The organism is Halorubrum halodurans, from assembly GCF_002252985.1.
Classification (GTDB): domain Archaea; phylum Halobacteriota; class Halobacteria; order Halobacteriales; family Haloferacaceae; genus Halorubrum; species Halorubrum halodurans.
Map to the genome: position 1 here is coordinate 17744 of NZ_NHPJ01000094.1, position 22584 is coordinate 40327.

Sequence of the window (22584 nt, forward strand, 5' to 3'; positions counted from 1 at the left end):
TTCCTCGTTACCCGTGGTCGCAGAGTGGGGTGAAAACGGGCCGGCACGAATGCTCCGAGGCACTCGGCGCGTCTACGTGCCTGAAAGCGAGAAGAGTCCTTGTCCGAGCGGTAGTGGGAGTTATCCGCTCGTTTCGTTCACCACTGTGATATTCGACTCATTGGGATCGATCGCGACGCTATCGGTCCGTACGATCGTATCGGATCCATCGGCTGACCCGTTTTCGTCGATCATTTTGATGTTTGATTCGTCGATCTGTATCTCTACCCACGTGTGAGCGACGGTCTCCGAATCGAGATCGACGGTCAGCATGACTGTACTTCCGCTCCCGTCCGGATGCTCGAGTTTGATATCGACGTGCTCGTCGGCAGTTGCCTCCACGACCGTTGCCTCCAACTCTGTCGCGTCTATGTGTGTCTGAACGTTGTAGCTGGCCTGCTCGTCGGCCACGATGAGACGTTCTATCAGCTCCCGGTCGTCTCGTTCCAACACACCGATGTCGTTGCTGTAGTTCAACTCTACCGCGTCGAGATCGGGACGCGTAGTCTGGACCGTGATCGTCTCGTTGGTCCGGTTCACCGTTCCCCGAACCAACGGAAGGCAGTCGTCAGTGGGTCGGACGCGGATCCCGGCAATATCCAGCGGCTCCTCGCGTGCTGTGGACTCGTAGTACTGATTAACCCGTACCTCCAGCTGGCTGTACTCGCTAAGTCCGACGCGATCGCCGGTCTGTTCAACGATGAGTTCGGCAAGCCGTTGACGGCCGATCTCGTCGACGACCGAACCATTATGATGGGAAACGAGGGTGACGGTCACGTCTTCGACCCGATGGCTGGTACCGTTTCGCTCCGTACTGTTCAGACGGAGAGCGCCGCCACACGTACGTTGAGCCTGGTGTAAGGTGTACTCGTCTCCGTCAGTCTGGGTTAGTGAGCCGTTGAACTGCTGCTGGTCTCCGTTCAGTTGCGCTACGTTGTCTTCATCGGCGGGATTGCCTGTCGCTTCCGGGGACAGGGTAGCTCCCGCGATGACGGCGATACCACTGGCAGCGAGCAGTACAGTCGCGATACTGAGGGCGTATATCGCGAGTCTGTAGTCACGTTGCATGATTCTTGCTTCCTTCACACCGCTTGTGTCGTGTCATTGGTTGGTCCGACGACAGCCGGGCGGGGACCGACGGAACGGCCACGGGTACCGTGGAGACGGACTCGGCCGATTGTGGGCGGTCGTCCGACTGCGTCACTTCACGCTTGTAAGAAAGTCCATATAAATCACAGTTGGAAACGGCTAGTGAACACGCCTGAAACGCGTTTCACAGGTGTTTCAGGCGTTGAAAACGCTGAAAATCATCAGATTCATACTGCCGATGTTTCGAAAGTCAACCATGCCCCAGGTCCCCTATTCCCGAGTGGTACTGGTCCTCTCGCTAGCCGTCCTCGCAAGCAGTATTGCGGTGTTTGGCAGCGCTACTGGCATCACTCCGGACAAAACCCACGAGTTCACTATTGAGGATGGTGCGTTCGTCGTTACAACCGGTAGTGGCCAGCACGTGCTGGTCGAAGACGCTCACACGATCAATCGAATCGAGATCAGCCATGAAGACAGCCGCTACCTCGTTCAAACAGTCAACCACGGCCCACCCCCGGTAGACGCGCAGACACGCCTGCGTGTACGGCAGATCGTCACGTCCGCCGAGATCGTCGGCAGCGATGTCCCACCGGCGAACAGTGCTGCGTATACTGTCCGTCGGATCCCGTCACGCCTCCCCAGCGATCGTGCGGCAGTCATCGGAGCAACAGCGAACGAATCCCTACAGACGGTGATCTCTCCTAACGCCTCCGCGTTCACTGTCCGACAAAATGACGGCAGCATCGTTTTCGAGCGGCGCGAATCGTGGTGGAGTGGCGATCGGATGCTCGTCGTCGTGACGCCGAACGAATCCGGAACACGGTACAGTGCTGTGGTTAATCTCCGCACCGAGACCGTCGAATCACTCGTTCGACTCGACAGAGGTGACCGATGAGAAATATCGGCCCCACCTACAATCGGATTGATCTCCGTGGTCAGACACTGGTACAGTTCCTCTTCGTCACCAGCCAAACCGAACCCCCGGAGTGGGGGAGACTCAGGTCGATCAACGGTCACACCGGTGAAACGAGATGACACAGATATCTTCCCGACCGCGCTCTGAACTCCTCGCTGTCGGTATCTTTGTCACTGCTGTAACGATCCTCGTCACGCAGTTCATAAGCGCAACGCCAGCCGCCGTCGCGGTTGGTGACGAGAGTACACGAATTGGGAATCTCGGATGGCAATTCACGCTCCGCGACGTGGCCCTCATTACTATTTCAGCGTATGCCGCCGGCGGAAGCACGATCGTACTCCTCACCGAGGCGGATCCGACGTCGTCGACGATCGCGGACGCCGAGCAAACGGACGCTTCCACACGGCAGTCTACCAGCGAGTCCAGTAACGAGCTACTGGAGGCCCGCAGAGAGGAGTGGGAAACCGTTTCGGAACGACTCACGAGCAACGAGGAGGTGGTTTATCAGGCGGTGCTCGAGGCCGACGGCGTCCTCCCACAGAGCGAGATAGTCGACCGGACAGACCTCTCAAAAGCGACAGTCAGCCGTACGCTCGATAGTCTGGAGGCGAAAAACCTCGCCGAGCGAAAGCGCCACGGCATGGGGAACACGGTACTGCTTACGTAGGCTGGCCGTCGTGAGTACGATCATAACGGCATACTTCCCCGACTGACCGCCTGTAGTCACGCAGATTTGAGGGGCCGCGATCCGATACACGAACTGTTTGCTGCGCCGCCGCGCTAGTTCGCTTCAGCCGATGACGAGCGAACTCGTCTTCGCCACCGTTTCACGGTGGTTCGTAACGTGGTGGGGTCCCCCCTGTGATTTCACTTCCGCACACGCGCGTGCGTAAGCGCCCGACCACGACAAGCGATCGATATTTCCGGCGAGTGACCGTCAGATTCCGAAAAAAGACTTACAGAGACCCTCAATCGGTGATTGGTTTCTGCGGGTGTGCTGAATACAGAGCGCGAATCGGGTAGAAGACATTTGCCAGACGAACCACGGGACTGAACCATTAGCGGGCACCGTGACGACTCGGATCGTGTTGGGCGTTCTCACCACGCAAAAGCTATTCTGTGGGGTCGCCTGCGTCGGCACGTGAAGCGCTACGAGAACGCCCTCGGGTTCCTCGCGCTCGCCGCCCTCTGGGGCGCCTCCTATCCCGCTATACGCGCCGCGAAAGCGGGCGTCGAGCCGCTGCTGATGGCCGCACTCCGGTTCGACGCCATCGGCGTCGTCGTCCTCGGCTACGCACTCGCCCGCAGCCAACAGGTCCGCCCCACCAGCGCCGACACCACGGCTATCCTGATCGGTGGTGTCGGCATGATCGCTGTCCACAACGGCCTCCTCTTCGTCGGCCAGACCATGGTCACTGGGGCCGTCGGCGCGGTCGTCCTCGCCACCGTCCCCATCTGGAGCGTCGCGTTCGCCGTCGTCGCTCTCGACACCGCCCGCCCGACGCCCACGCGCGTCTTCGGTATCCTCCTCGGCCTCGTCGGCACCAGCATCCTCGTCGTACCCGGCCCCACCGACATACAGCCACCCGACCCACTCGGCGTCACACTCATGACCGCGAGCGCGGTCACGTTCGCGCTCGCCGCCGTCGCCCTCCGCCGCGAAACCCCCACGCTCGGCGTCGCCGCCCGCCAGGGCTGGATGATGCTCGTCGGCGGCATCGTCCTCCACGTCGCCAGCCTCGCCCGCGGCGAACCCCAGACCGTCGCACTCACCCCGGACGTACTCATCGCGTTCGGGTTCCTCGTGCTCGCCGCCGGCGTCGTCGGCTACCTCCTCTACTACACGCTCCTAGACCGCCTCGGTCCCGTCGAGGTCAACCTCTTCGGGTACGTCGCCCCCGTGTTCGCCGCCATAACCGGATGGCTCTTCCTCGACGAACGCCTCGCCGCGACCACCGTTGTCGGCTTCCTCGTCATCGCCGTCGGCTTCGTGCTCGTCAAACGCGACGCTATTCGCGACGCGCTCATCGACGAGGCCGTACCAGCGACCGGCGACTAACTGGCTCGACCAGCAACCGCCGTCCTCGCGGCGGTCGTCTGCTACTCGGTTGGCCTTTGTTGAACCCTCCAACGGCGACACCTCCTCCATTCGCGTGGAATACAGAGCGCGTATCTCCCACAGAACCATTCTCCAACTTGATCAGAGTAGATCGCACAGTACAGCCTCTGTATCTCGCACACCGATCCTATCAGTTCCAAAGGTTTTCAACAGAGCCGCTGACGACGGATTTCCGGGAGTCCACATCAAAGCCTCACCTCATGGATCGAGCCGCATTTGTGCCGAGGGAGTCGGTGGGGCGGTTTACACGAGGGCTGGAGCGACGCCGAGGGCGGCGGTTCCGAGAAGGACCGCGCCGTATCCGGTAGCGACGAGGAATACCGTGCGTCGGGGATGGTCGACGAGGCCCCGACGGTGTCCGGCTGCCGCGAGGTAGCCAGTCAGCGGCAACAGCTGGAGGGCGTGGAGGCCGACGAAGTGCGCAAGGCGAAGGTCTCCGACGAGCTGCCAGCCGACGACCGGGACCGTTGGCTCCGTCGTCTCGACGACCCGTGACTGGATCGCGATCATCGCCGCTCCTTCGAACGCGCCGACGACGAACCACCCGATCCCGAGGAGGATGCCCGCGGCGAACGCCGGATGGACGTCGAAGGCGTTGCCGCGCGCGCGGACCGCCAGCGCGGCGATCGCGACGGTGACGACGACGATCGTGACGCCCATCACCCCTCCGATCGCCGCGTCGAGGACCGTCGCCCGATTGAAGTGGGACCCGACGCCGCGAGCGGCCTGTCCGCCGATGAGGGCGATCTCAAGGAGGAGACCGACGCCGACGATCCGGGAGACGCGGCGGCGAACGTCCGGGTCGACCGGGAGGTGGACGCCGAGCCAGCCGAGCGTCGCGCACGCGAGCGCGATCGAGCCGGCGAACTTCGTCGGCTTAAGCCACGCCGGTTCCCCGTTGACGACCGTCGGGTCGAGGACGATGCCGACGGCGAAGACACCGAACAGAACGGCGTTGATCGCGGCCACGGCGGACAGAACCGGGTCGCGGCGCCGTAGCTCTCCGATCGACGTGGCCATCGTCCGCGCGATCGCCCGTAGCGTCGTCCGTCCTCTCGTGGCTACAGCGGCCGACTCGGAGTTCATACCGTCGTGTTACCGGGCGATTCATGTGTGTGTGACCCCAACATGTTGGCATCTGCTCGATGCGGCAGTGATCGACATGATCGACGCTCGGTTCCGCATTCGCCTCCCGCCGGACCTGTACATCGCCGACCTGTCGGAGGCGTTCCCCGACGCGACGTTTCGACTGCTGTCCGGCGTCCGCAGCGGCGCCACCGCGAAGGAACTCGGTGAGGTGCTGACTCCGGCTCCGGGGTCGGTCGCGGCGGCGTTTCGCGAGCACGATGCGGTCGACGCGTACGAGGTGTTGGAACGCACCGACGACCGGCTCCTCACGACGTACGAGACGACCGACGTCGACCTCTACGCCTTCGTCGAGGCCGGGGGATTCCCGCCCGAGTTTCCGATCGAAGTGCGGAACGGGTTCTACGAGTTCGACCTGACCGGCACTCGCGAGGAGTTCGACCAGCTCCGAGAGACGCTGGAAACGAGCGGTACCGAGTACGAACTCCTCTCGAAGGTGAACAAGAAGCGGGCGGACCGACTCCTCACACGCCGACAGGAGGAGCTCCTCGCCGCCGGCCTCAGAGAGGGGTACTTCGAGGTCCCGCGAGGGTGTACCCTGGCGGATCTCGCCGACGCGGTCGGCGTGGACAAGTCGACCGCGAGCGGGATCGTCCGCCGGGCGCAGGCGCGGCTTATCGCGTGGTACCTGACCGACGTGACGGCCGAGTGACGGGCGGGCGGGTTCGTCACGATTCCTCGCACAGATCTGCTCCGTTGAATCCCCAGAAGGCGTCGGGATCGGATCACTCCGTACTCGGTGTAGGAGCGATGTCGAGGGAATTCAGCCGATGGATCTGCGCAGAGAAAGAGCGGATCGAGACCACGGGATGGATCCCGTCCAACTCATCGACGACGACGAACGAGATAACCCCGTTCTCGGCGATCGAGACCCCGTGTCATCGCCGGATCCAACGGAGCACCGGAAGCCGAAACGATCGACCGGTCGCTCGATCCCCGCCTCGAAACCCGACCCGTAGGTCCGCTCGTTTTCTCTCGTCGAGCCGTTCGCTGAGCGCTCGTCCGACCGTCCTCGACGTCGAGTGGCTCCCTCGCTCCAGCTGCTCGACGGGCGAGTTCGTCTTCGTCACCGTCCCATTCGCGCGTGCGTGAGCGCCGCGACCGCGACGGCGATCGATAGCTCCGGCGATCGACCGACGGATTCCGGAAAAAAGACCCTCGACCGGTCATCGGTTTCTGCGGGTGTGCCGAATACGGGGCGCGTATCCCACACGGCACCTGACGAGAGCTGTCTCTCCCGTGAACGAACGCGTCCGAGGTCGATACGGTCCGAGGTCCCGACCGATCGTGGTCTTCCAGGGCAGGCCGAACTCGAACGGGTCACGTGGCTGCTCGACAACGAGTTCGACGCTGATGTCGCCGTGCGCGAGAGTGACGCGGCTGCGGGCGAGTTCGCGTCGAGGGTCGAACCCCGAAGGCCGGCGACCCGTATTTCCGACGAGGACTGGATCAGTGAGCCGGGGTATGTGCGCCCGAGACCGTCGTCAACAGCACGATTCCGACGAGTATGAGACCGACGCCGACGACTGCGGCCGGGTCGATCGACTCGCCGAAGAAAACGAGACCGATCGCCGTCGTCCCGACGATACCGACGGCTGACCAGATCGCGTACACCTTCCCGATCGGCAGCGCTTCCAGAGCCAGCCCGAGGAAGTAAAACGAACTCAGATATCCGACGACCACGCCGCCGGTCGCGACGTAGTTTGAGAACCCGTCCGACAGTTTGAGCGCGGTCGTCCCGACCAGTTCCGCTGCGATCGCGAGCGCGAGCGCCAGCACCAGCGCGGGATTCATGGCCGGATCGAGGCCGACTACGGGAAAGTAGGTTCTCCAATGTGTTGCCACTTGCTCTCCGTTGTGGAACGATAACGGTGAGTTCATCCTGTAGTAGACCGTCAGCGTTTCTTCGACCGTGGGTGAACGCGGGATATGAGCGACCTCGTCGAGCTAGGGCTATCAAACTACGAAGCCAGAGTCTACCGGACACTGCTCGGTCTCGGATCCGCCCCAGCGCGGACGATCTCGGAGGCCAGCGAGGTTCCTCGAGGCCGGATCTACGACGTTCTGAACGTCCTCAACGGTCGCGGTCTCATCAGGACACACGACTCCCGAGACCCAACCCACTACACGGCCGTCGACCCCGACACTGCCGTCGACAGTCTGCTGGACGAGCGGAGGCGCGAACTGTCCGAACGGCGTAGGCACTACGAGTCGGTCGCCGAGTCAGTGAGCGAGCGACTCTCACCGGCGATACCCAAAGAGAGTCGCTTCTGGGCAGCTTCCCTCGGAAGCGAAGATGCTCTCTCGCTCGCTAGTGACCAGCAGGAGATCGCCGAGGATCGTATCACGTCCGTGGTCGCCGCACCTTACGAGAACGCGCCGTGGAAGCGGTACGCTTCCGAGATCGACGTTATCGAGCGTGAGATGGACCCGTCGCTGGACGTTCGCGTGCTCTGCAGCGAGGATCTGCTCTCCGGGGTCGATGCCGCGGTTCGTGAGGATCTCCTTGGTCTTTCAGCAAACCTCGCCGTCCGGGAGACACCAGACGTCTCGATCACTGCCGACGTCGTCGATGGGCACACAGTCTACGTACACGTCGCCGATCCGTTCGATCCGAGCGAGCGACTCGGGGTCGTCGCGGTCCGGGACGAAACGTTCGCGGACTCCATGGAAACCGCCTTCGAGAGCGCATGGGGGGATGCTCGACGGATTTCGGGTCCGTGATACGGGAAGGATCCGCCGAGTCAGCCGTTCGTTATACGCTCCGACCGCTCGACCGACGTTACTTGTGGGCCCCGATTCACGCCCGTCCCGTAGGTTTCACGCCCGCTACGGATCCGTCGCTATCGTCGGTGCGAAGTGGGGTGAAAATGGGCCGGCACGAATTTGAATCGTGGTTACGGCCACCCGAAGGCCGAAGGATACCAAGCTACCCCACCGGCCCGCATCCCAACGGAGGCCGTTCGTTCTTTTAATCCTTCCGAAAACGGGGTCGGCGGCATCGGCGGGTCAGGGTTCGAAGTACCGGTCTCGGTGCGCGCGGCAGCCGGGATTGAACGCGGCCCCGCAGCGCGGACAGGCGTCGTCGCAGTCGAGGTACTCGCGGGCGCTCAGCCGCCCACGGCAGCGCCCGCAGAACACTACAGGCTCGTCGAACCGGTCGCGGGGCCACGGCTCCGCGTCGTGGTCGGCCGCCGCGTCGTGACAGCTCGCACACGGGTAGTACGTCTCACAGCAGCCGAACCGCAGGGCGATCACGTCGACCGCGGCGTGCCAGTGGGCACACCGGGTCCGGGGATCGACCGCCACCCCACGAAGGGGGACGGGGAACCGGTCGTCGAGCGCGGGAGCGTAGGTCGTCCGCGTCGCGTCGGGGTCGTCGGCGTCGCTCATCTCTCCGCTCCCGTTCAGTACGCGGTGTAGCCGTCCGTGTCGAGCCAGTTGTGGACGACCGAGACGGTGTGGTCGGCGTGGAGCCGTTCGGGGCCGACGCGAAGCCGCCGGTCGCACGCCTCCGCGAGCAGCGACGACTCCGTCTCCGAGAAGTCGTGATGGTCCGAGAGGACGAACACCGGATCGGCCGGCGGCTCCGCGTCGACGAGCGGGTCGCCCGCCTCGTGAAGCTGGACGAGCGATCCCTCGGCGGCCAGCCGGTCGAGCGTCCGCGACAGTCCCATCCGACGCAGCTCCACGCCGGGAGAGACGTCCGCCGGCATGTGGCCGATCGCGTCCTCGCGGGCGGCGAGTGCGTCACGGACCCGCGCGGCGACGTTCCGCTCGTCGGGGTGGAGGTGTCGAAGGGTCGCGGCGTCGAACGTGACGGTGAACTCGTCGGCACAGACGAGGTGGACCCTGGCGTCCTCGCGGATGCCGTGTGAGAGGAAGACGCCGGTCGACACGCATCGACAGAGCAGGTCGAGCCGGCCCGCGCCGGGGATGTCCGAAAGGGAGATCGCGTCCGGGTCGGTGGGGACGTCGTGGCCGACGACGACGAACTGGCGCATACGGGCCGGTCCGCCCGAACCGTGATAAGCGCCCCGGCCGACGGTCGACCATGAGCGTCACCGGACTCTGTCAGATCTGTGAGAACGCCCCGGCACGGCACGGCTGTCGGTACTGCGGACGCCAGGTCTGCCGCGACCACTGGAACGAGGCGGTCGGCGCGTGTACCCCGTGTGCGGAGTCGTCGGGCGTCGACGACTCGGACGGATCGACCGGCTAGCGGTGCCGGTTCAGCCGCCGCTTCAGTCGTTTCGCCGCGTCGCCGGCGGCCCCGAAGTACGTCGCCTCGTCGTCGGACCGAGCCGCCTCCTCGCCGGCGAAGACGATCCCCCGCGAGGAGTTGACCAGTCCGACGTCGACGTCGACGCCCGGATACGCCGCGAGTCCGTGTTCAACCGCCGCCTCGGCGTCGCCGCCCTGCGCGCCGACGCCGGGGACGAGGAACGGTATCTCCGGGACGATCGCTCTGACCTCCGCGAGCTCCTCGGGCGTGGTCGCGCCGACGACGAGGCCGACGTTCCCGTTGGCGTTCCAGCCGTCCGCGAGCGCGGCGACGCGCTCGTACAGCGGCTCGCCGGAGTCGAGCTCGAGGTCCTGGAGGTCGCTCCCGCCCGGATTCGACGTTCGGCAGAGCACGAACACGCCCGCGTCCTCCCGGTCGAGGAACGGCTGGAGCGAGTCGCGACCCATGTACGGGTTCACCGTGATCGCGTCGACCCGCTCCAACACCTCGGCGTACTGCCGCGTGGTGTTGCCGATGTCGGCGCGTTTGGCGTCGAGGAGGACCGGAACGTCCTTGCCGGCCGCATACGCGACGGTCTCCTCGAGCGCGCGCCAGCCGTCGGCGTCCTCGTAGAAGGCCGCGTTCGGCTTGTAGCAGGCCGCGTGCTCGTGGGTCGCGTCGATGATACGCCGGTTGAACGCCCATCGCGGCAGGTCGGCGTCGGAGAGGAACGACGGGATCCGGTCCGGGTCCGGGTCGAGTCCGACGGAGACGACGCTGTCGGCCCGTTCGATCCGATCCGCGAGCCGCTCGAAGAAGCGCATATCCGGTGTCTTGCGGCTTCCGGACTAAGCGTTGTGTTCCACGCCGGAGCGGGCGGGCTCGTCGAACCCGGCCGGATCCGGGAGGCGAGACGACGGTTCAAACCCGATAGGGCCGCACGCCCGCCGTGAGCTGAGAGCCGCCCCGCGGCGGCCGAGGCGGGTGTGTGGCGATCCGCCGCGGGAACCGACCACGCCGCCGCCTGTTCGCCACGTCTCGCCGGCAGCGACGCGACTCCCGGTCGCGGACCGATCCGTCCCGGCGTGTCACTCCCCCCAGTTCTCCACGCGCTTCGGGCGGTCCGACACCGCCATCACGTCGAGATCGTCGCCCGCGTGATCGATCGCCTCGAGCGCCGCCCTCGCGCTGGCGTGCGTCGAGAAGTACGTGATCTCCTCCTCGACGGCCACCTCGAGCAGTTCCCGCTGGCGGGAGACGATGAGGTCGATCTCGCCTCGACGCGCCGCCTCGATGAGGTCCGTCGCCGTCGACAGCTCGAAGCACTCGGAGAAGCCCTCGACGAGCGCCTCACCCTCCGCCGTGTCCGGGTCCGGAAACTCCTCGGCGGAGAGGTCGACGACCGCGGTCCCCGACTCGGGGATCGGCTTGCCGGTCGCGTCCTGCGCCTTGTCGTACGCCTTCCCGAACGAGCGTGCGGTCCCCATCACCTCGCCAGTCGACTTCATCTCCGGACCGAGCCGCGGGTCCGACCCCGGCAGACGGTCGAACGGCAGGACGACCTCCTTCACGCTCAGCTGCTCCGGGATCTGCTCGTCGACGTCCAGGTCGGCGAGGCTCACGTCGTCGGTCATCACCTTCGCCGCGAGCTTGGCGATCGGGACGCCCGTCGCCTTCGAGACGAACGGCACCGTCCGCGAGGAGCGGGGGTTCGCCTCGAGGACGTACACCTCTGCGTCCTCGTCGGCGTCGTGAACGCCCGTCACCGCGAGCTGGACGTTGAGCAGTCCGACGGTGTCGAGCGCGCGGGCGATGTCCTCGGTGACCTCGCGGACCCGCGCGAGGGTGTCGTCCGCGAGCGAGCGCGGCGGGATCATACACGCGGAGTCGCCGGAGTGGACGCCGGCGCTCTCGACGTGCTCCATCACGCCGCCGATCAGCACGTCCTCCCCGTCCGCGACCGCGTCGACGTCGAGTTCGACCGCGTCCGCGAGGAACTGGTCGATCAGGATCGGCTTGTCGGGGGAGACACGAACCGCCTCCTCGATGTACTCCTCCAGTTCCGCGTCGTCCTCCACGACCCGCATCGCGCGGCCGCCGAGCACGTAGGAGGGGCGCACCAACACCGGGTAGCCGATCCGGTGGGCCAGACCGAGCGCCTCCTCGCGGCTCGTCGCCGTTCCGCCGTCCGGTTGGGCGACGCCGATCTCGTCCATCAGGACGTTGAACCGGTCACGGTCCTCCGCCAGATCCATCGCCTCGACGCTCGTGCCGAGGATCGAACAGTCGAGCCCGCGACGCTCGATCTCCGCTTCCAGCGGTTCGCCCACGTTGACGGAGGTCTGGCCGCCGAACTGGACCATCACGCCGTCCGCGCCCGTCGTCTCGATCACGTCCGCGATCTCCTCGGCGGAGATGGGTTCGAAGAAGAGCCCGTCGGAGGTGTCGTAGTCCGTCGAGACCGTCTCCGGGTTGTTGTTGACGACGTGGGCGTCGACGCCAAGCTCGCGGAGCGCCCGAACCGCGTGGACCGCACAGTAGTCGAACTCCACGCCCTGTCCGATCCGGATCGGGCCGCCGCCGACGACGACGACGCTCTCGACGTCGGGATCGACCCGGACCTCGTTCGCAGCGCCGGCCGTGTCCGCCCCGGCGAGGAACTCGGGGAGCCGGGCGGAGTAGTAGTACGGCGTCGACGCCTCGAACTCGCCCGCGCAGGTGTCGACCTGCTTGAACGTGCGGTCGGGGACCGTCGACTCGACCTCGCCGACGTCGGCCGCCGTGCCGCCGTCGCCCGCGACCGCGGCGATCTCGGCGTTCGTCCGGCCGGCCATCGCGGCCGCGGTGAAGTCGCCCTCGGCGGCCGCCGCGGTCGCGTCGGCGACGTTCTCGAAGCGCTCGACGTACCACCGGTGGATGTCGGTGAGCTCGACCACGTCGTCGACGCCGTATCCCCGGTCGAACGCCTCGAACATCGCGTACGGACGGTCGGGGCTCGGCCGCTCGAGGTACTCAGTCTCCAGTTCCTCGTCGGAGACCGACGCGAAGTCGACGGCGGGGTCGTACTCCGAGGAGCGGAGGGCCTTCGTGAGGCTCTCCTCGAACGTCCGGCCGATCGACATCGCCTCGCCGGTCGACTTCATCGCCGTTCCCAACTCGAAGTCGACGTCGTCGAACTTGTCGATGGGCCACCGCGGCACCTTCGTCACCACGTAGTCGATGGCGGGCTCGAAGGCGGCCGTCGTCTCGCCGGTGATCTCGTTGTCGATCTCGTGGAGCCGCTTGCCCAGGGCGACCTTCGCGGTGACGCGGGCGATCGGGTAGCCGGTCGCCTTCGAGGCCAGCGCGGAGGAGCGCGAGACGCGGGGGTTCACCTCGACGACGCGGTACTCGCCGCCGGGCGTGCCGTCGTCGTGCCACGCGAACTGGATGTTACAGCCGCCCTGGATGCCGAGATCGCGGATCACCTCGAGCGCCGCGTCCCGCATCTCCTGGTGGCCGTCGTCCGGGATGACCTGCGAGGGGGTGACGACCGTCGACTCGCCGGTGTGGATCCCCATCGGGTCGATGTTCTCCATGTTACAGATGATGATACACGAGTCGTCCGCGTCGCGCATCACCTCGTACTCCAGCTCAACCCACCCGGAGATCGACTCGGTGACGAGCACCTCGCTGTTCCGGGAGAGTCGGAGGCCCTTGCGGACGCGCTCGACGAGTTCGTCGAAGTCGTCGACGACGCCCGAGCCGGAGCCGCCGAGGGTGTAGGTCGTCCGGGCGATGACCGGAAGGCCGCCCACCGCGTCGACCGCCTCCTCGACGCGGTCGACGAGGTCCGCCTCGGTCAGCGCCGCGACCGACTCGTCCTCGTCCAGCGAGATGGTCGTCGACTTCGGGACGGGCTGGCCGAGGTCCTCCATCCGCTGGCGGAAGAGGTCGCGGTCCTCCGTCGCGTAGATGGTGTCGAGCGGCGTCCCCATCACCTCGACGTCGTACTCCTCGAGGATGCCCTGTTCCGCGAGCTCGGCGGTGACGTTGAGACCCGTCTGTCCGCCGAGCCCGGCGATGACGCCGTCGGGCTCCTCGATCCGGACGACCTCGGCGATCGCCTCGGGGGTGATCGGTTCGATGTACACCCGGTCGGCGGTCTCGGGGTCAGTCATGATCGTCGCCGGGTTCGAGTTCACGAGGACGACTCGTGCCCCCTCCTCCTGGAGCGCGCGACACGCCTGCGCCCCGGAGTAGTCGAACTCCGCCGCCTGTCCGATCTGGATCGGCCCGCTGCCGATGAGCAGTATGGTCCGGTCCTCGCTCATTGTCGCGACCGAGTACGCTCATCGTAATAAGGCCGACGATAAAGTACGAATCTCGCAGCCTCTTTTCGATTTTCGCAAGACACTCGTCCACACGGGCCATGGCACGTGCTGGATCGGCGTCGACGACCCGGTCGTCGAGTGGCACCGCGGCGCGGTCCGCGACCCGCTCACGCCCGAACGATCCATGCCCGAACGATCCGAACTCGACCCGTTCGCCGACGTCGCTCCCGGTCGGGCCGACGTCGGCTCCGGCCGTGGAGGAGGGACGACCGCTAGGTGCTCAACTCGTACCGATACGGCCGCCCGACGATCACGTCCACTTCGCCGCGTTTCGCCCACCGTCCCAACACGGTCGCGACCCGGTGCGGGCTGTCGATCCCCTCGGTCTCCTCCAAGAGGGCCAGGATCTCCCGCGCCGTCAGCGGCTCCTCGGCGTCGGCGAGCACACCGCGGATCCGCTCGTACTCGTGGGTGTGCATGTGTCTTACAGTACGCGCGCCGAGGGTATAGGTTTCAGTGAGACAGGAGTCGGACGCGCGTCGGACACACGAGCCCGCTACCGCCGGTCCACGGTGCCGCCGGCGACGGACCCGGCCGCCGATCAGACGTACGGGTCCTCGGCCTCGAGGTCGCGTTCCGCGCGATACTGCTCGACGAACTCGCGCACGTCGAACTCCATCATCTCCCGCTCGAACTCGGAGAGGGCGTCGTCGTCCTCGGCGTGGCTGACGGCGTGTTCCATCAGCTCGACGACGAGTTCGACGATCACCTCGTGGAGCCGACGGGAGTCGAAGTCCGACACCCACACCATCGCGTAGCCGACCTCGCCGTCGCCGCTGGCGTCGTGTGTGACGACCGACTCGGGGAACTCCTCCAAGACGACCCCGAGGAGGTGCGGCGTGTCGAACTCCGGCATCTCCTCGCTCGTCGTCTCTATCGCCTCCCGGAGGACGTCGACGAGGAACTCGGGGAGAAACCGCTCCGGCGGGTGGACGTCCATCACGACCGCGTGCGTCTCGCCGCAGTCACACTCGAACTCCCGCATCCCGAGATCCAACTCGCCGAGGCCGACGGTCTCGCCACACGGGAGCTCGAGCGCGTGGTCGTCGTCACCGGGAACGCGCGGCTGGGCCATGCCACGCCTTGGCCGTTGTGGCGGTTAAAAGGCGCGGAAGCGGGCGGACCCGCGCCGGCGACGGGCGAGGGCCGACGGAACCCTACTGGAACCCGACGCGGCCGCCGGTGTCCCGGAGCGCGTCGCGGCCGCCGCCCTTGAACTCGCGTTCGACCTCCTCGTAGTAGGACATGATGTCCTCGGTGATGGTCGGCCGGACCGACTCCATCGCCCGCCGGAAGTGTTTCATCTCCACCTCCTCCGCGTCGTCGTCGTCCCGCAGCGCCTCGATGGCGGCCTCGCGGGCGATCCCTTCGAGGTCGGAGCCGACGTAGCCGTCGGTGATCTCCGCGACCTCCCGGAGGCTGACGTCGGGCGCGAGCGGGGTGTCGTCGGTGTGGATCTCGAGGATCCGCTCGCGACCCTCCTGGTCCGGCTGGCCGATCATCACGAGCCGGTCGAACCGGCCCGACCGGATCAGCGCGGGGTCGATCATGTCCGGGCGGTTGGTCGCGCCGATCACCATCACGTCGCCCATCTCCTCCAACCCGTCGAGCTCCGTCAGCAGCTGGTTGACGACCCGCTCGGAGACGTTGTTGCCCATCTCTTGGCCACGGGAGGGCGCGAGGCTGTCGAGCTCGTCGAAGAAGATCACGGTCGGACTCACCTGCCGGGCCTTCCGGAACGTCTGCCGGATCGCCTTCTCCGACTCGCCGACCCACTTCGAGAGCAGCTGCGGCCCGCGGACCGAGATGAAGTTCGCGTTCGTCTCGTTGGCGACCGCCTTCGCCATCAGCGTCTTGCCGGTCCCCGGCGGGCCGTACAACAGCACGCCCTTCGGGGCCTCCACGCCCATCCGCTCGAACTTCTCCGGGGTCGTGAGCGGCCACTCGACGGACTCTTGAACCTGCTGTTTCGCGTCGGTCAACCCGCCGACGTCCTCCCAGGAGACCTTCGGGAGCTCGACGAGCACCTCCCGCATCGCGGAGGGTTCGACCTCCGTGAGCGCGCCCGCGAAGTCGTCGCGTTTGACGATCATCCGGTCGATGAGGCTCGGCGGAACCTCCTCCTCGTCGAGGTCGATCTCGGGGAGGTACCGCCGGAGCGCCTTCATCGCGGCCTCCTTCGTGAGGCTCTCGACGTCGGCGCCGACGAAGCCGTGGGTCTCGTCGGCGAGGTGGTCGAGCGAGACGTCGTCGGAGAGGGGCATGCCGCGGGTGTGGATCTGGAGGATCTCCTTGCGGCCGACCTCGTCGGGGACGCCGATCTCGATCTCGCGGTCGAACCGGCCGGGGCGGCGGAGCGCGGGATCGACGCTGTCGACGCGGTTCGTCGCGCCGATGACGACGACCTGCCCGCGGGTCTCGAGCCCGTCCATCATCGTCAGAAGCTGGGCGACGACGCGCCGTTCGACCTCGCCGGTCACGTCCTCGCGTTTCGGCGCGATGGAGTCGAGCTCGTCGATGAAGACGATCGACGGCGACTCCTCCTTCGCGTCCTCGAAGATCTCCCGGAGCTGCTGTTCGGACTCGCCGTAGTACTTCGAGATGATCTCGGGACCGGCGATCGAGAAGAACGAGGCGCTCGTCTCGTTGGCGACCGCCTTCGCGAGCAGCGTCTTCCCCGTGCCCGGCGGGCCGTGGAGCAGCACGCCCTGCGGGGGCTCGATCCCGAGTTTCGAGAAGATCTGCGGGTGTTTCATCGGGAGCTCGACCATCTCGCGGACGCGCTGGATCTCCGACTGGAGCCCGCCGATGTCCTCGTATGTGATCCCGCTGCCGGTCTTCTCGAACCCGGAGATCGGCTCCTCGCGCAGTTCGACCTCGGTGTCCTCGGTGATCAGACAGACGCCGTCGGGCTCGGTCTCGACGGCGATGAGGGGGATCGCCTGTCCCGGCGAGCGCATGAACGGATGGTTCGTCGAGGACATCACGGGGACGATGTCGCGCTCGACGACCGGGCGCTTGAGGATCTGGCGTTTCACCATGCCGGCGGCGTCCGAGCCGAACTGGACGGACGCCTCCTCGGGCGGGGCCAGGACGAGCGTGTCGGCCTTCTCCGCCTCGGCCTTCCGGATGGTGACGCGCTCGCCGATGCCCACGTCGGCGTTCTGGCGGGTGAACCCGTCGACGCGGACCGTGTCGGTGTTCCAGTCCTGCCGGTCGGCGCGCCACACCTTCGCGGCGGTCGTCTCCGCGCCCTCGATCTCGATGATGTCGCCGGGCGAGAGCTTGAGGTGGAGCAGGGTGTCGGGGTCGAGCCGCGCGATGCCGCGCCCCGAGTCGTTCGGGTACGCCTTCGCCACTTCGAGTTGGACTTCGTTCATGGTTCCTCGCGGGGGATAGCCGTACCTGCACCCGGTTCGGGAATAAGCCTGTTGCTCCGAGGGGTCCCTCCCGTCGACCGGACGGTCCGTGGTCCGTCCGTGATGGGACATGACATCTTATCACATGGTACTGCCTCCGTGGTTAAAACGCCGTCGTCACCGTGCGTTTTCGCCGGGGGACCGGGCCGGCGTCGGAACGGCGGGTCGGCGGTCGTCGGCGGGTCGACCGGTCAGTCCGCGATCTCGAAGACCGCGACGTCCTCGACGGTCAGCCCCTCCGCCGCCGCCCGCGACTCGCCGGAGACGAGGTCGGTCGCGTCGACCGCCTCGTCGACCCCGACGACGGCGGGTTCGGAGCCGAAGTTGAGCAGCACGACGTAGCCCGCCTTCCCGCTCTCGCGTGTGAAGGCGACGACGTCGTCGGGGGCCGCCGCGCCCGCCGTCTCGTAGTCGATGCGGCCGAGGTCGCCGGCGGATCCGAGGACCGGATACGCCTCGCGGAGCGCGAGCAGGTCGTCGTAGTGGTCACGGATCTCCTCGCGGGCGTGGTCCCACGCGAGCGGGTCGCGGTTGCCGCGCTGGCCGAGCTCCTGGCCGCCGTACAGCATCGGGATCCCCGGCAGCGTGAACAGCGCGCCGGCGGCGGCCTTCGCGGCGTCGTCGCCGCACTCGACGAGGTACCGCGTCTCGTCGTGGTTCTCCAGATACAGCATGAACGCGGCGTGGTCCGGGAAGCCGGAGCGCGCCCGGCCCTCTATCGCGTCGAGGACCGACTCGGCCGGTTCGTGGCCGCGCCCGACCTGCCGGAGGGTGAAGTACAGCGTGGTGTCGAAGTGGACGTCGAACATCCCCTCGTGGAAGTCGGCGATGTAGGGGATGGTCTCGTCGAGCAGGAGGAACTCCGGGTCCTCGGCTTTCAGCCGCTCCCTGAGTTCCTTCCAGAACGACTCGGGAACCGCCCACGCCATGTCACACCGGAAGCCGTCGGCGACCTCGGCCCACGTGTCGGCGGCGTCGAGGAGGTGCCGACGGACCTCGAGGCTGGCGAAATCGAAGTTGGCGATCAGCTCCCAGTCGAAGTAGGTACCCGGCTCGCCGGAGTCCTGCCACTCGTACCGGTCACGGTACGGGGAGTCGGGGTTCCGGTAGGCGTCCTGGAACCACTCGTGGTCCCGTGCGGAGTGGTTCAACACGAGGTCGAAGAGCACGCGCATTCCGCGGTCGTGGGCCGCGTCGACGAACGCCTCGTAGTCCTCGCGGTCGCCGAGGTCGTCGGCGATGGAGAAGAAGTCCGTGATGTTGTAGCCGTGGGGCGCGCCGTCGTGTTGGAGCACGGGCGTGAGCCACAGCGTGTCCACGCCGAGCTCCTCGAGGTAGTCGAGCCGCCTCTCGAGCGCCTCGAAGGTGGTCTCGGCCTCGTCGTCGTCGGCCGCGTAGCCGCGGACGTAGATCTCATAGAGCGTGGCGTCCGTCGCCCACGCCGGCGGGTCGTTGAGTCGCGTGACGCCGACGTCCTCGCCGTCCCCGAGCCGGTCGACGCTCACCGCGTCGGCGACGCTGTAGCTCGCGCCGACGGCGACGCCGTGGACGCGGACCCGCTCGTCGATCGCCGCGAGCGGGATCCGAAGCTCGCGGCCGTCGACGGTCACGTCGCCGCGGGTCACGCCGTCGCGGTCGTCGAGGAGGAACTCCACGTCGAGATCGCTCGCGGCCCGCGCCGAGTCCGGGTGTGGCGTCGGCGTCGCGCGGACGACCGCCTCACCGCCCGCGATCTCGGCGTCGAGTCTCACCCGCGGTCTGCCGTCGTCACGGTCGGGAGCCTTCGCGCCCGCGCCCGACCCGGAGCCCGAGACGAGACCGCTCTCGCCCCCGCTTCCGCGGGCGGAGCCGCTCTGCCCGGTGTAGCCGCTCTCCCCGCTGTAGCCGCTCCGGCCGGCGGCTCCCGCCGCGCTAGCATCGCCGGTCGGTCGACGATCGCCCGGAAAGACGCGAACCGTGAGGTGGTGGCGGTCCTCGGGGGTCTCCAGCGCGATCCGGTAGCGTCCGGGCGTGTCCGGGACGAACTTCTCGACCGCCTCGTTGCCGACGGTCGCCTCGCTCGCGATCGGCGCCTCCGTGACCGTCCACCGGTAGGTGGCCTGGGGGTCCGGGTCACGCGGCGCCAACTGTACCACGTCGCCGACGGCGGCGAACTGCGGCGGGCCTGGATGGTCCATTATTACTTCCCGACTCGGCCACTTCGGGCTTAGGTGTTCGGAAATCACAGCGGACAGACATACTGAACGTCCCTGATACATCGGTGCGTCGAGAGCGACTCAGCTCGGCGGTACCACGACGTTCAGCGATCCGCGATCGTTCCCGATAGGTGATTGATATCCCGTGTAGTGGCGTTCGATCCGTCCGTGGGTTCGGATCCGACGACCGCGCTCGCGGCGGCGAGTGGGACGGCTCTTTATCCATCGACCGCGTTCGCCCCTCCATGCGTACGCTCGCTTTCGACGGTCGAACCGGCGCGGCCGGGGACATGATCTGTGCCGCGCTGATCGCGGCCGGGGCCGACGCCGCGGTGCTCGACACGGTCGAGGACCGGCTTCCCGTCCGCTATGCGGTCGGCGAGACGACGAAGAACGGGATCCGGGCGACGACGGTCGACGTGCTCCTCGACGACGAGGGGAGCGGCGTCGACCCCGGCGCTCGGGAGGCCGACAGCGACCGCTCTCAAGATCAACACGAGCATCACCACGATCAACACGACCACGAGCACGACCACGACCACGAGCACGCACACCAGCACGGACATGCCGAGGGAGCCGGCGTCCACCGGACCTACCCGGAGGTCGTCGAGCTCGTCGAGTCGATGGACCTCCCGGCGGCCGTCGAGGCGACCGCGCTCGAGGCGTTCGAGCTGCTCGGCCGGGCGGAGGCGTCGACGCACGGGACCGACCTCGAGGAGACGGCGTTCCACGAGGTGGGCGCGGACGACGCGATCGCCGACGTCGTCGGCGCGGCGCTGCTCCTCGACGACCTCGACGTCGACCGCGTCGTCACCACGCCCGTCTCCGTCGGCGGGGGAGACGTCGAGATGGCCCACGGCGTCTACCCGATCCCGGCCCCGGCGGTGGTCGGGATCGCCGAGCGTGCCGGCCTCACGCTCGTCGGCGGGCCGGTCGACCGCGAACTGCTGACGCCGACCGGAGCGGCGATCCTCGGGGCCGTCGCCGAGGGCGTCGACGCGCTGCCGGCGCTCCGCGTCGACGGCGCGGGGTACGGCGCGGGCGACGCGACCTTCGATCGCCACCCGAACGTGCTCAGGGCGGTGATCGGCGACGGCGGGGGGACCGTCACGGCCGAGGCACACGGGCACGACGCCGGCTCCGGCGGGCTCGTTCACGACGACATCGCGGTTCTGGAGACCAACCTCGACGACGCCGCGCCGGAGGTGCTCGGCGGCCTCCAGGAGTCGCTCGCGGCGGCCGGCGCCCGCGACGTGACGATCGTGCCGACGACGATGAAGAAGTCGCGGCCGGGCCACCTCGTGAAGGCCATCTGTAAGCCGGCGGACGCTGCGGCGGTCGCGGAGCGGCTCGCTCGGGAGACCGGCACGCTGGGCGTGCGACAGGCGGGCGCGAGCCACCGCTGGATCGCCGATCGCGCCTTCGAGACCGCGATCGTCCCGGTCGACGGGGTCGATCACGAGGTGTCGGTGAAGGTGGCCTCGACCGCCGACGGCGACGTCTACGACGTGAGCGCCGAGTACGACGAGGCGGCGGCGGTCGCCGCCGAGGCCGGGATCCCCGTCCGCGAGGTGCTCCGCCGGGCGGAGACGCGCGTCCGCGACGACCTCGGCGACGTCGGCGCCGACGAGTGAGTCCGCGAGGGGGTCCCGGATCCGCGAGTACGACCGGGTGACCGACGCGAGGACGCCGGAACCTCGACGGAAAGACGACAGGCCTATGCCCGACGCCCGGCCACTCGGAGGTAAGTCACCCTATGATCGAGCGTATTCACACGTCGGAGGTCGACCCGGACGCGGACGAGGTCGCGATCGCGGGCCACGTCCACGAGATCCGTGACCTCGGCGGCCTGGTGTTCCTCATCGTGCGCGACCGCGAGGGACTCATCCAGGTCGTCTTCAAGGAGGAGCGCGAGCCGGAGCTGTTCGAGGCCGTCCAGGACGCGGGCTCCGAGGACGTCGTCCGGGTCGTCGGCGAGCCGCTCGAGAGCGACCAGGCCCCCGGCGGCGTCGAGCTCGCGCCGACGGCCTACGAGGTGCTCGACGAGGCGGACTCGCCGCTTCCCCTCGAGATCTCGAAGGACGTCGACGTCGACCTCTCGACCCGGCTCGACAACCGCGCGCTCGACCTCCGGAAGCCCGAGACGCTCGCGGTGTTCTCGCTGCGCTCGAAGCTGATGACCGCGATGGAGGAGTGGTTCGACGAGGAGGGGTTCGTCGACATCAAGACCCCCCTGATCTCGAAGGGCGGCGCGGAGGGCGGCGCGGAGCTGTTCCCGATCCTCTACTACGACCGCGACGCGTTCCTCTCACAGAGCCCGCAGCTGTACAAGCAGATCCTGATGGCCGCCGGCTACGAGGCCGTCTACGAGACCGGCACCGCGTTCCGCGCGGAGGACTTCGCGACCTCACGACACGTCTCGGAGATCGCGATGTTCGACGTCGAGCTGGCGTACATCGAGGACCACAACGACGTGATGGACGTTCAGGAGGAGTCGCTCAGACACGCGATCCGGGCGGTCGCCGAGAACGCGGAGCGCGAGCTCGACCTCCTCGACGTCGACCTGACGGTCCCCGAGGAGGACTTCCCGCGGATCACCTTCGAGGAGGCGCTCGACCTCCTCGAGACGGAGTTCGGCCACTTCCCGGACGATCCGACCGACCTCGACACGAAGGGCGAGAAGCTCCTCGGCGAGCACTTCGCGGAGCAGGGCCACCCCGCCTTCTTCATCGTCGGCTACCCCGACGAGAAGTTCTACTACATGCAGGACGTCGAGGGCGACGAGATCGCCTCCCGGAAGTTCGACCTCATCTACGAGGGCCAGGAGCTCTCCTCGGGCGGCCAGCGCGAACACGACGTGGAGCGCATGGTCGAAGTGATGGAGGCGGAGGGCGTCGAGCAGGCGAACTTCGAGTTCTACATCGAGGCGCTGAGCTTCGGGACGCCCCCGCACGGCGGGTACGGGCTCGGGATCGACCGGCTCGTCCAGCAGGTCGCCGGCCTCGACAACATCAAGGAGGCGATCATGTTCCCGCGCGACCCGAACCGGCTGGAGCCGTAAGA

Annotated in this window: 19 protein-coding genes and 1 tRNA gene; 8 read left to right on the plus strand and 12 right to left on the minus strand. The window is 67.2% G+C overall.

Translation table 11 applies throughout. The features are described 5' to 3' along the window. Nucleotides 1-120: 120 nt before the first annotated feature. Nucleotides 121-1107, minus strand: coding sequence for a hypothetical protein (locus tag DJ70_RS10130; RefSeq protein WP_094532616.1), 987 nt, complete (start codon nt 1105-1107; stop codon nt 121-123). Between the two features lie 277 nt (nt 1108-1384). On the opposite strand from DJ70_RS10130, the gene DJ70_RS16910 reads away from it, so the two are divergent. From DJ70_RS16910 to DJ70_RS10140, 3 genes are all read left to right on the plus strand, one after another. Further along, the gene (locus tag DJ70_RS16910; protein ID WP_143421002.1) at nt 1385-2023 is read left to right on the plus strand and encodes a hypothetical protein; all 639 of its coding nucleotides are present in this window, start codon (nt 1385-1387) and stop codon (nt 2021-2023) included. Between the two features lie 136 nt (nt 2024-2159). After that, nucleotides 2160-2711 (plus strand): helix-turn-helix transcriptional regulator, encoded by a 552-nt coding sequence (locus DJ70_RS10135; RefSeq protein ID WP_094532619.1) that lies wholly within the window; start codon nt 2160-2162, stop codon nt 2709-2711. Between the two features lie 474 nt (nt 2712-3185). Then, the gene (locus DJ70_RS10140; RefSeq protein WP_094532622.1) at nt 3186-4103 is read left to right on the plus strand and encodes a DMT family transporter; all 918 of its coding nucleotides are present in this window, start codon (nt 3186-3188) and stop codon (nt 4101-4103) included. A gap of 303 nt (nt 4104-4406) precedes the next feature. Here DJ70_RS10140 and DJ70_RS10145 read toward each other — a convergent pair whose 3' ends face one another. Continuing rightward, entirely contained in the window at nt 4407-5249 is an 843-nt protein-coding gene (locus DJ70_RS10145) for a hypothetical protein (RefSeq protein WP_094532625.1), read from the minus strand. 76 nt (nt 5250-5325) lie between these two features. On the opposite strand from DJ70_RS10145, the gene DJ70_RS10150 reads away from it, so the two are divergent. Further along, entirely contained in the window at nt 5326-5961 is a 636-nt protein-coding gene (locus tag DJ70_RS10150; protein WP_094532627.1) for a helix-turn-helix domain-containing protein, read from the plus strand. A gap of 797 nt (nt 5962-6758) precedes the next feature. Here DJ70_RS10150 and DJ70_RS10155 read toward each other — a convergent pair. Then, on the minus strand, nt 6759-7088 hold the full coding sequence (locus tag DJ70_RS10155; RefSeq protein WP_394338454.1) for a DMT family transporter: 330 nt from the start codon (nt 7086-7088) through the stop codon (nt 6759-6761). A gap of 150 nt (nt 7089-7238) precedes the next feature. Between DJ70_RS10155 and DJ70_RS10160 the strand changes: the two genes are divergently transcribed. Beyond that, nucleotides 7239-8033, plus strand: a complete 795-nt coding sequence (locus DJ70_RS10160; RefSeq protein ID WP_094532634.1) for a TrmB family transcriptional regulator — start codon at nt 7239-7241, stop codon at nt 8031-8033. A 147-nt stretch (nt 8034-8180) separates the two neighbouring features. Here DJ70_RS10160 and DJ70_RS10165 read toward each other — a convergent pair. From DJ70_RS10165 to trmY, 3 genes are all read right to left on the minus strand, one after another. Further along, nucleotides 8181-8253 (minus strand) — tRNA-Pro (locus DJ70_RS10165). 65 nt (nt 8254-8318) lie between these two features. Continuing rightward, nucleotides 8319-8702 carry a CHY zinc finger protein gene (locus DJ70_RS10170; protein ID WP_094532637.1) on the minus strand — a complete coding sequence of 128 codons (384 nt, stop codon included), beginning with the start codon at nt 8700-8702 and terminating at the stop codon, nt 8319-8321. A gap of 14 nt (nt 8703-8716) precedes the next feature. Then, a complete protein-coding gene (gene trmY, locus DJ70_RS10175; RefSeq protein WP_094532638.1) occupies nt 8717-9313 on the minus strand; it encodes a tRNA (pseudouridine(54)-N(1))-methyltransferase TrmY in 597 nt (198 codons plus the stop codon). A 50-nt stretch (nt 9314-9363) separates the two neighbouring features. Between trmY and DJ70_RS17420 the strand changes: the two genes are divergently transcribed. After that, a complete protein-coding gene (locus DJ70_RS17420; protein ID WP_179234032.1) occupies nt 9364-9531 on the plus strand; it encodes a hypothetical protein in 168 nt (55 codons plus the stop codon). Here DJ70_RS17420 and pyrF read toward each other — a convergent pair. The 6 genes from pyrF to malA all read right to left on the minus strand — a co-directional run bounded on the left by pyrF (nt 9528) and on the right by malA (nt 19503). After that, nucleotides 9528-10358, minus strand: a complete 831-nt coding sequence (gene pyrF, locus DJ70_RS10180) for an orotidine-5'-phosphate decarboxylase (RefSeq protein WP_094532641.1) — start codon at nt 10356-10358, stop codon at nt 9528-9530. The genes DJ70_RS17420 and pyrF overlap by 4 nt on opposite strands. A gap of 264 nt (nt 10359-10622) precedes the next feature. Beyond that, nucleotides 10623-13847, minus strand: a complete 3225-nt coding sequence (gene carB / locus DJ70_RS10185) for a carbamoyl-phosphate synthase large subunit (protein ID WP_094532644.1) — start codon at nt 13845-13847, stop codon at nt 10623-10625. A 272-nt stretch (nt 13848-14119) separates the two neighbouring features. Beyond that, nucleotides 14120-14326, minus strand: a complete 207-nt coding sequence (locus DJ70_RS10190; RefSeq protein WP_094531120.1) for a hypothetical protein — start codon at nt 14324-14326, stop codon at nt 14120-14122. Nucleotides 14327-14448: 122 nt separating this feature from the next. Next, the gene (locus tag DJ70_RS10195) at nt 14449-14982 is read right to left on the minus strand and encodes a DUF5815 family protein (protein ID WP_094532647.1); all 534 of its coding nucleotides are present in this window, start codon (nt 14980-14982) and stop codon (nt 14449-14451) included. An 82-nt stretch (nt 14983-15064) separates the two neighbouring features. Then, the gene (locus DJ70_RS10200) at nt 15065-17287 is read right to left on the minus strand and encodes a CDC48 family AAA ATPase (RefSeq protein ID WP_094532650.1); all 2223 of its coding nucleotides are present in this window, start codon (nt 17285-17287) and stop codon (nt 15065-15067) included. A gap of 230 nt (nt 17288-17517) precedes the next feature. Continuing rightward, the gene (gene malA / locus DJ70_RS10205; RefSeq protein ID WP_094532653.1) at nt 17518-19503 is read right to left on the minus strand and encodes an alpha-amylase MalA; all 1986 of its coding nucleotides are present in this window, start codon (nt 19501-19503) and stop codon (nt 17518-17520) included. A 263-nt stretch (nt 19504-19766) separates the two neighbouring features. Between malA and larC the strand changes: the two genes are divergently transcribed. Beyond that, nucleotides 19767-21155: a nickel pincer cofactor biosynthesis protein LarC gene (larC, locus tag DJ70_RS10210; protein WP_094532656.1), complete on the plus strand. Its 1389-nt coding sequence runs from the start codon at nt 19767-19769 to the stop codon at nt 21153-21155. A 122-nt stretch (nt 21156-21277) separates the two neighbouring features. Further along, the gene (aspS, locus tag DJ70_RS10215) at nt 21278-22582 is read left to right on the plus strand and encodes an aspartate--tRNA(Asn) ligase (RefSeq protein ID WP_094532659.1); all 1305 of its coding nucleotides are present in this window, start codon (nt 21278-21280) and stop codon (nt 22580-22582) included. The last annotated feature ends 2 nt before the right edge of the window (nt 22583-22584 follow it).

Coding starts and splice junctions, on each gene's coding strand:
- DJ70_RS10135 (WP_094532619.1), top strand. CDS start 2,160: ATGACACAGATATCTTCCCGACCGCGCTCTGAACTCCTCGCTGTCGGT.
- DJ70_RS10130 (WP_094532616.1), bottom strand. CDS start 1,107: ATGCAACGTGACTACAGACTCGCGATATACGCCCTCAGTATCGCGACT.
- larC (WP_094532656.1), top strand. CDS start 19,767: ATGCGTACGCTCGCTTTCGACGGTCGAACCGGCGCGGCCGGGGACATG.
- DJ70_RS10160 (WP_094532634.1), top strand. CDS start 7,239: ATGAGCGACCTCGTCGAGCTAGGGCTATCAAACTACGAAGCCAGAGTC.
- carB (WP_094532644.1), bottom strand. CDS start 13,847: ATGAGCGAGGACCGGACCATACTGCTCATCGGCAGCGGGCCGATCCAG.
- DJ70_RS17420 (WP_179234032.1), top strand. CDS start 9,364: ATGAGCGTCACCGGACTCTGTCAGATCTGTGAGAACGCCCCGGCACGG.
- DJ70_RS10145 (WP_094532625.1), bottom strand. CDS start 5,249: ATGAACTCCGAGTCGGCCGCTGTAGCCACGAGAGGACGGACGACGCTA.
- DJ70_RS10200 (WP_094532650.1), bottom strand. CDS start 17,287: ATGAACGAAGTCCAACTCGAAGTGGCGAAGGCGTACCCGAACGACTCG.
- malA (WP_094532653.1), bottom strand. CDS start 19,503: ATGGACCATCCAGGCCCGCCGCAGTTCGCCGCCGTCGGCGACGTGGTA.
- aspS (WP_094532659.1), top strand. CDS start 21,278: ATGATCGAGCGTATTCACACGTCGGAGGTCGACCCGGACGCGGACGAG.
- DJ70_RS10170 (WP_094532637.1), bottom strand. CDS start 8,702: ATGAGCGACGCCGACGACCCCGACGCGACGCGGACGACCTACGCTCCC.
- DJ70_RS10190 (WP_094531120.1), bottom strand. CDS start 14,326: ATGCACACCCACGAGTACGAGCGGATCCGCGGTGTGCTCGCCGACGCC.
- trmY (WP_094532638.1), bottom strand. CDS start 9,313: ATGCGCCAGTTCGTCGTCGTCGGCCACGACGTCCCCACCGACCCGGAC.
- DJ70_RS10150 (WP_094532627.1), top strand. CDS start 5,326: ATGATCGACGCTCGGTTCCGCATTCGCCTCCCGCCGGACCTGTACATC.
- DJ70_RS10195 (WP_094532647.1), bottom strand. CDS start 14,982: ATGGCCCAGCCGCGCGTTCCCGGTGACGACGACCACGCGCTCGAGCTC.
- pyrF (WP_094532641.1), bottom strand. CDS start 10,358: ATGCGCTTCTTCGAGCGGCTCGCGGATCGGATCGAACGGGCCGACAGC.
- DJ70_RS16910 (WP_143421002.1), top strand. CDS start 1,385: ATGCCCCAGGTCCCCTATTCCCGAGTGGTACTGGTCCTCTCGCTAGCC.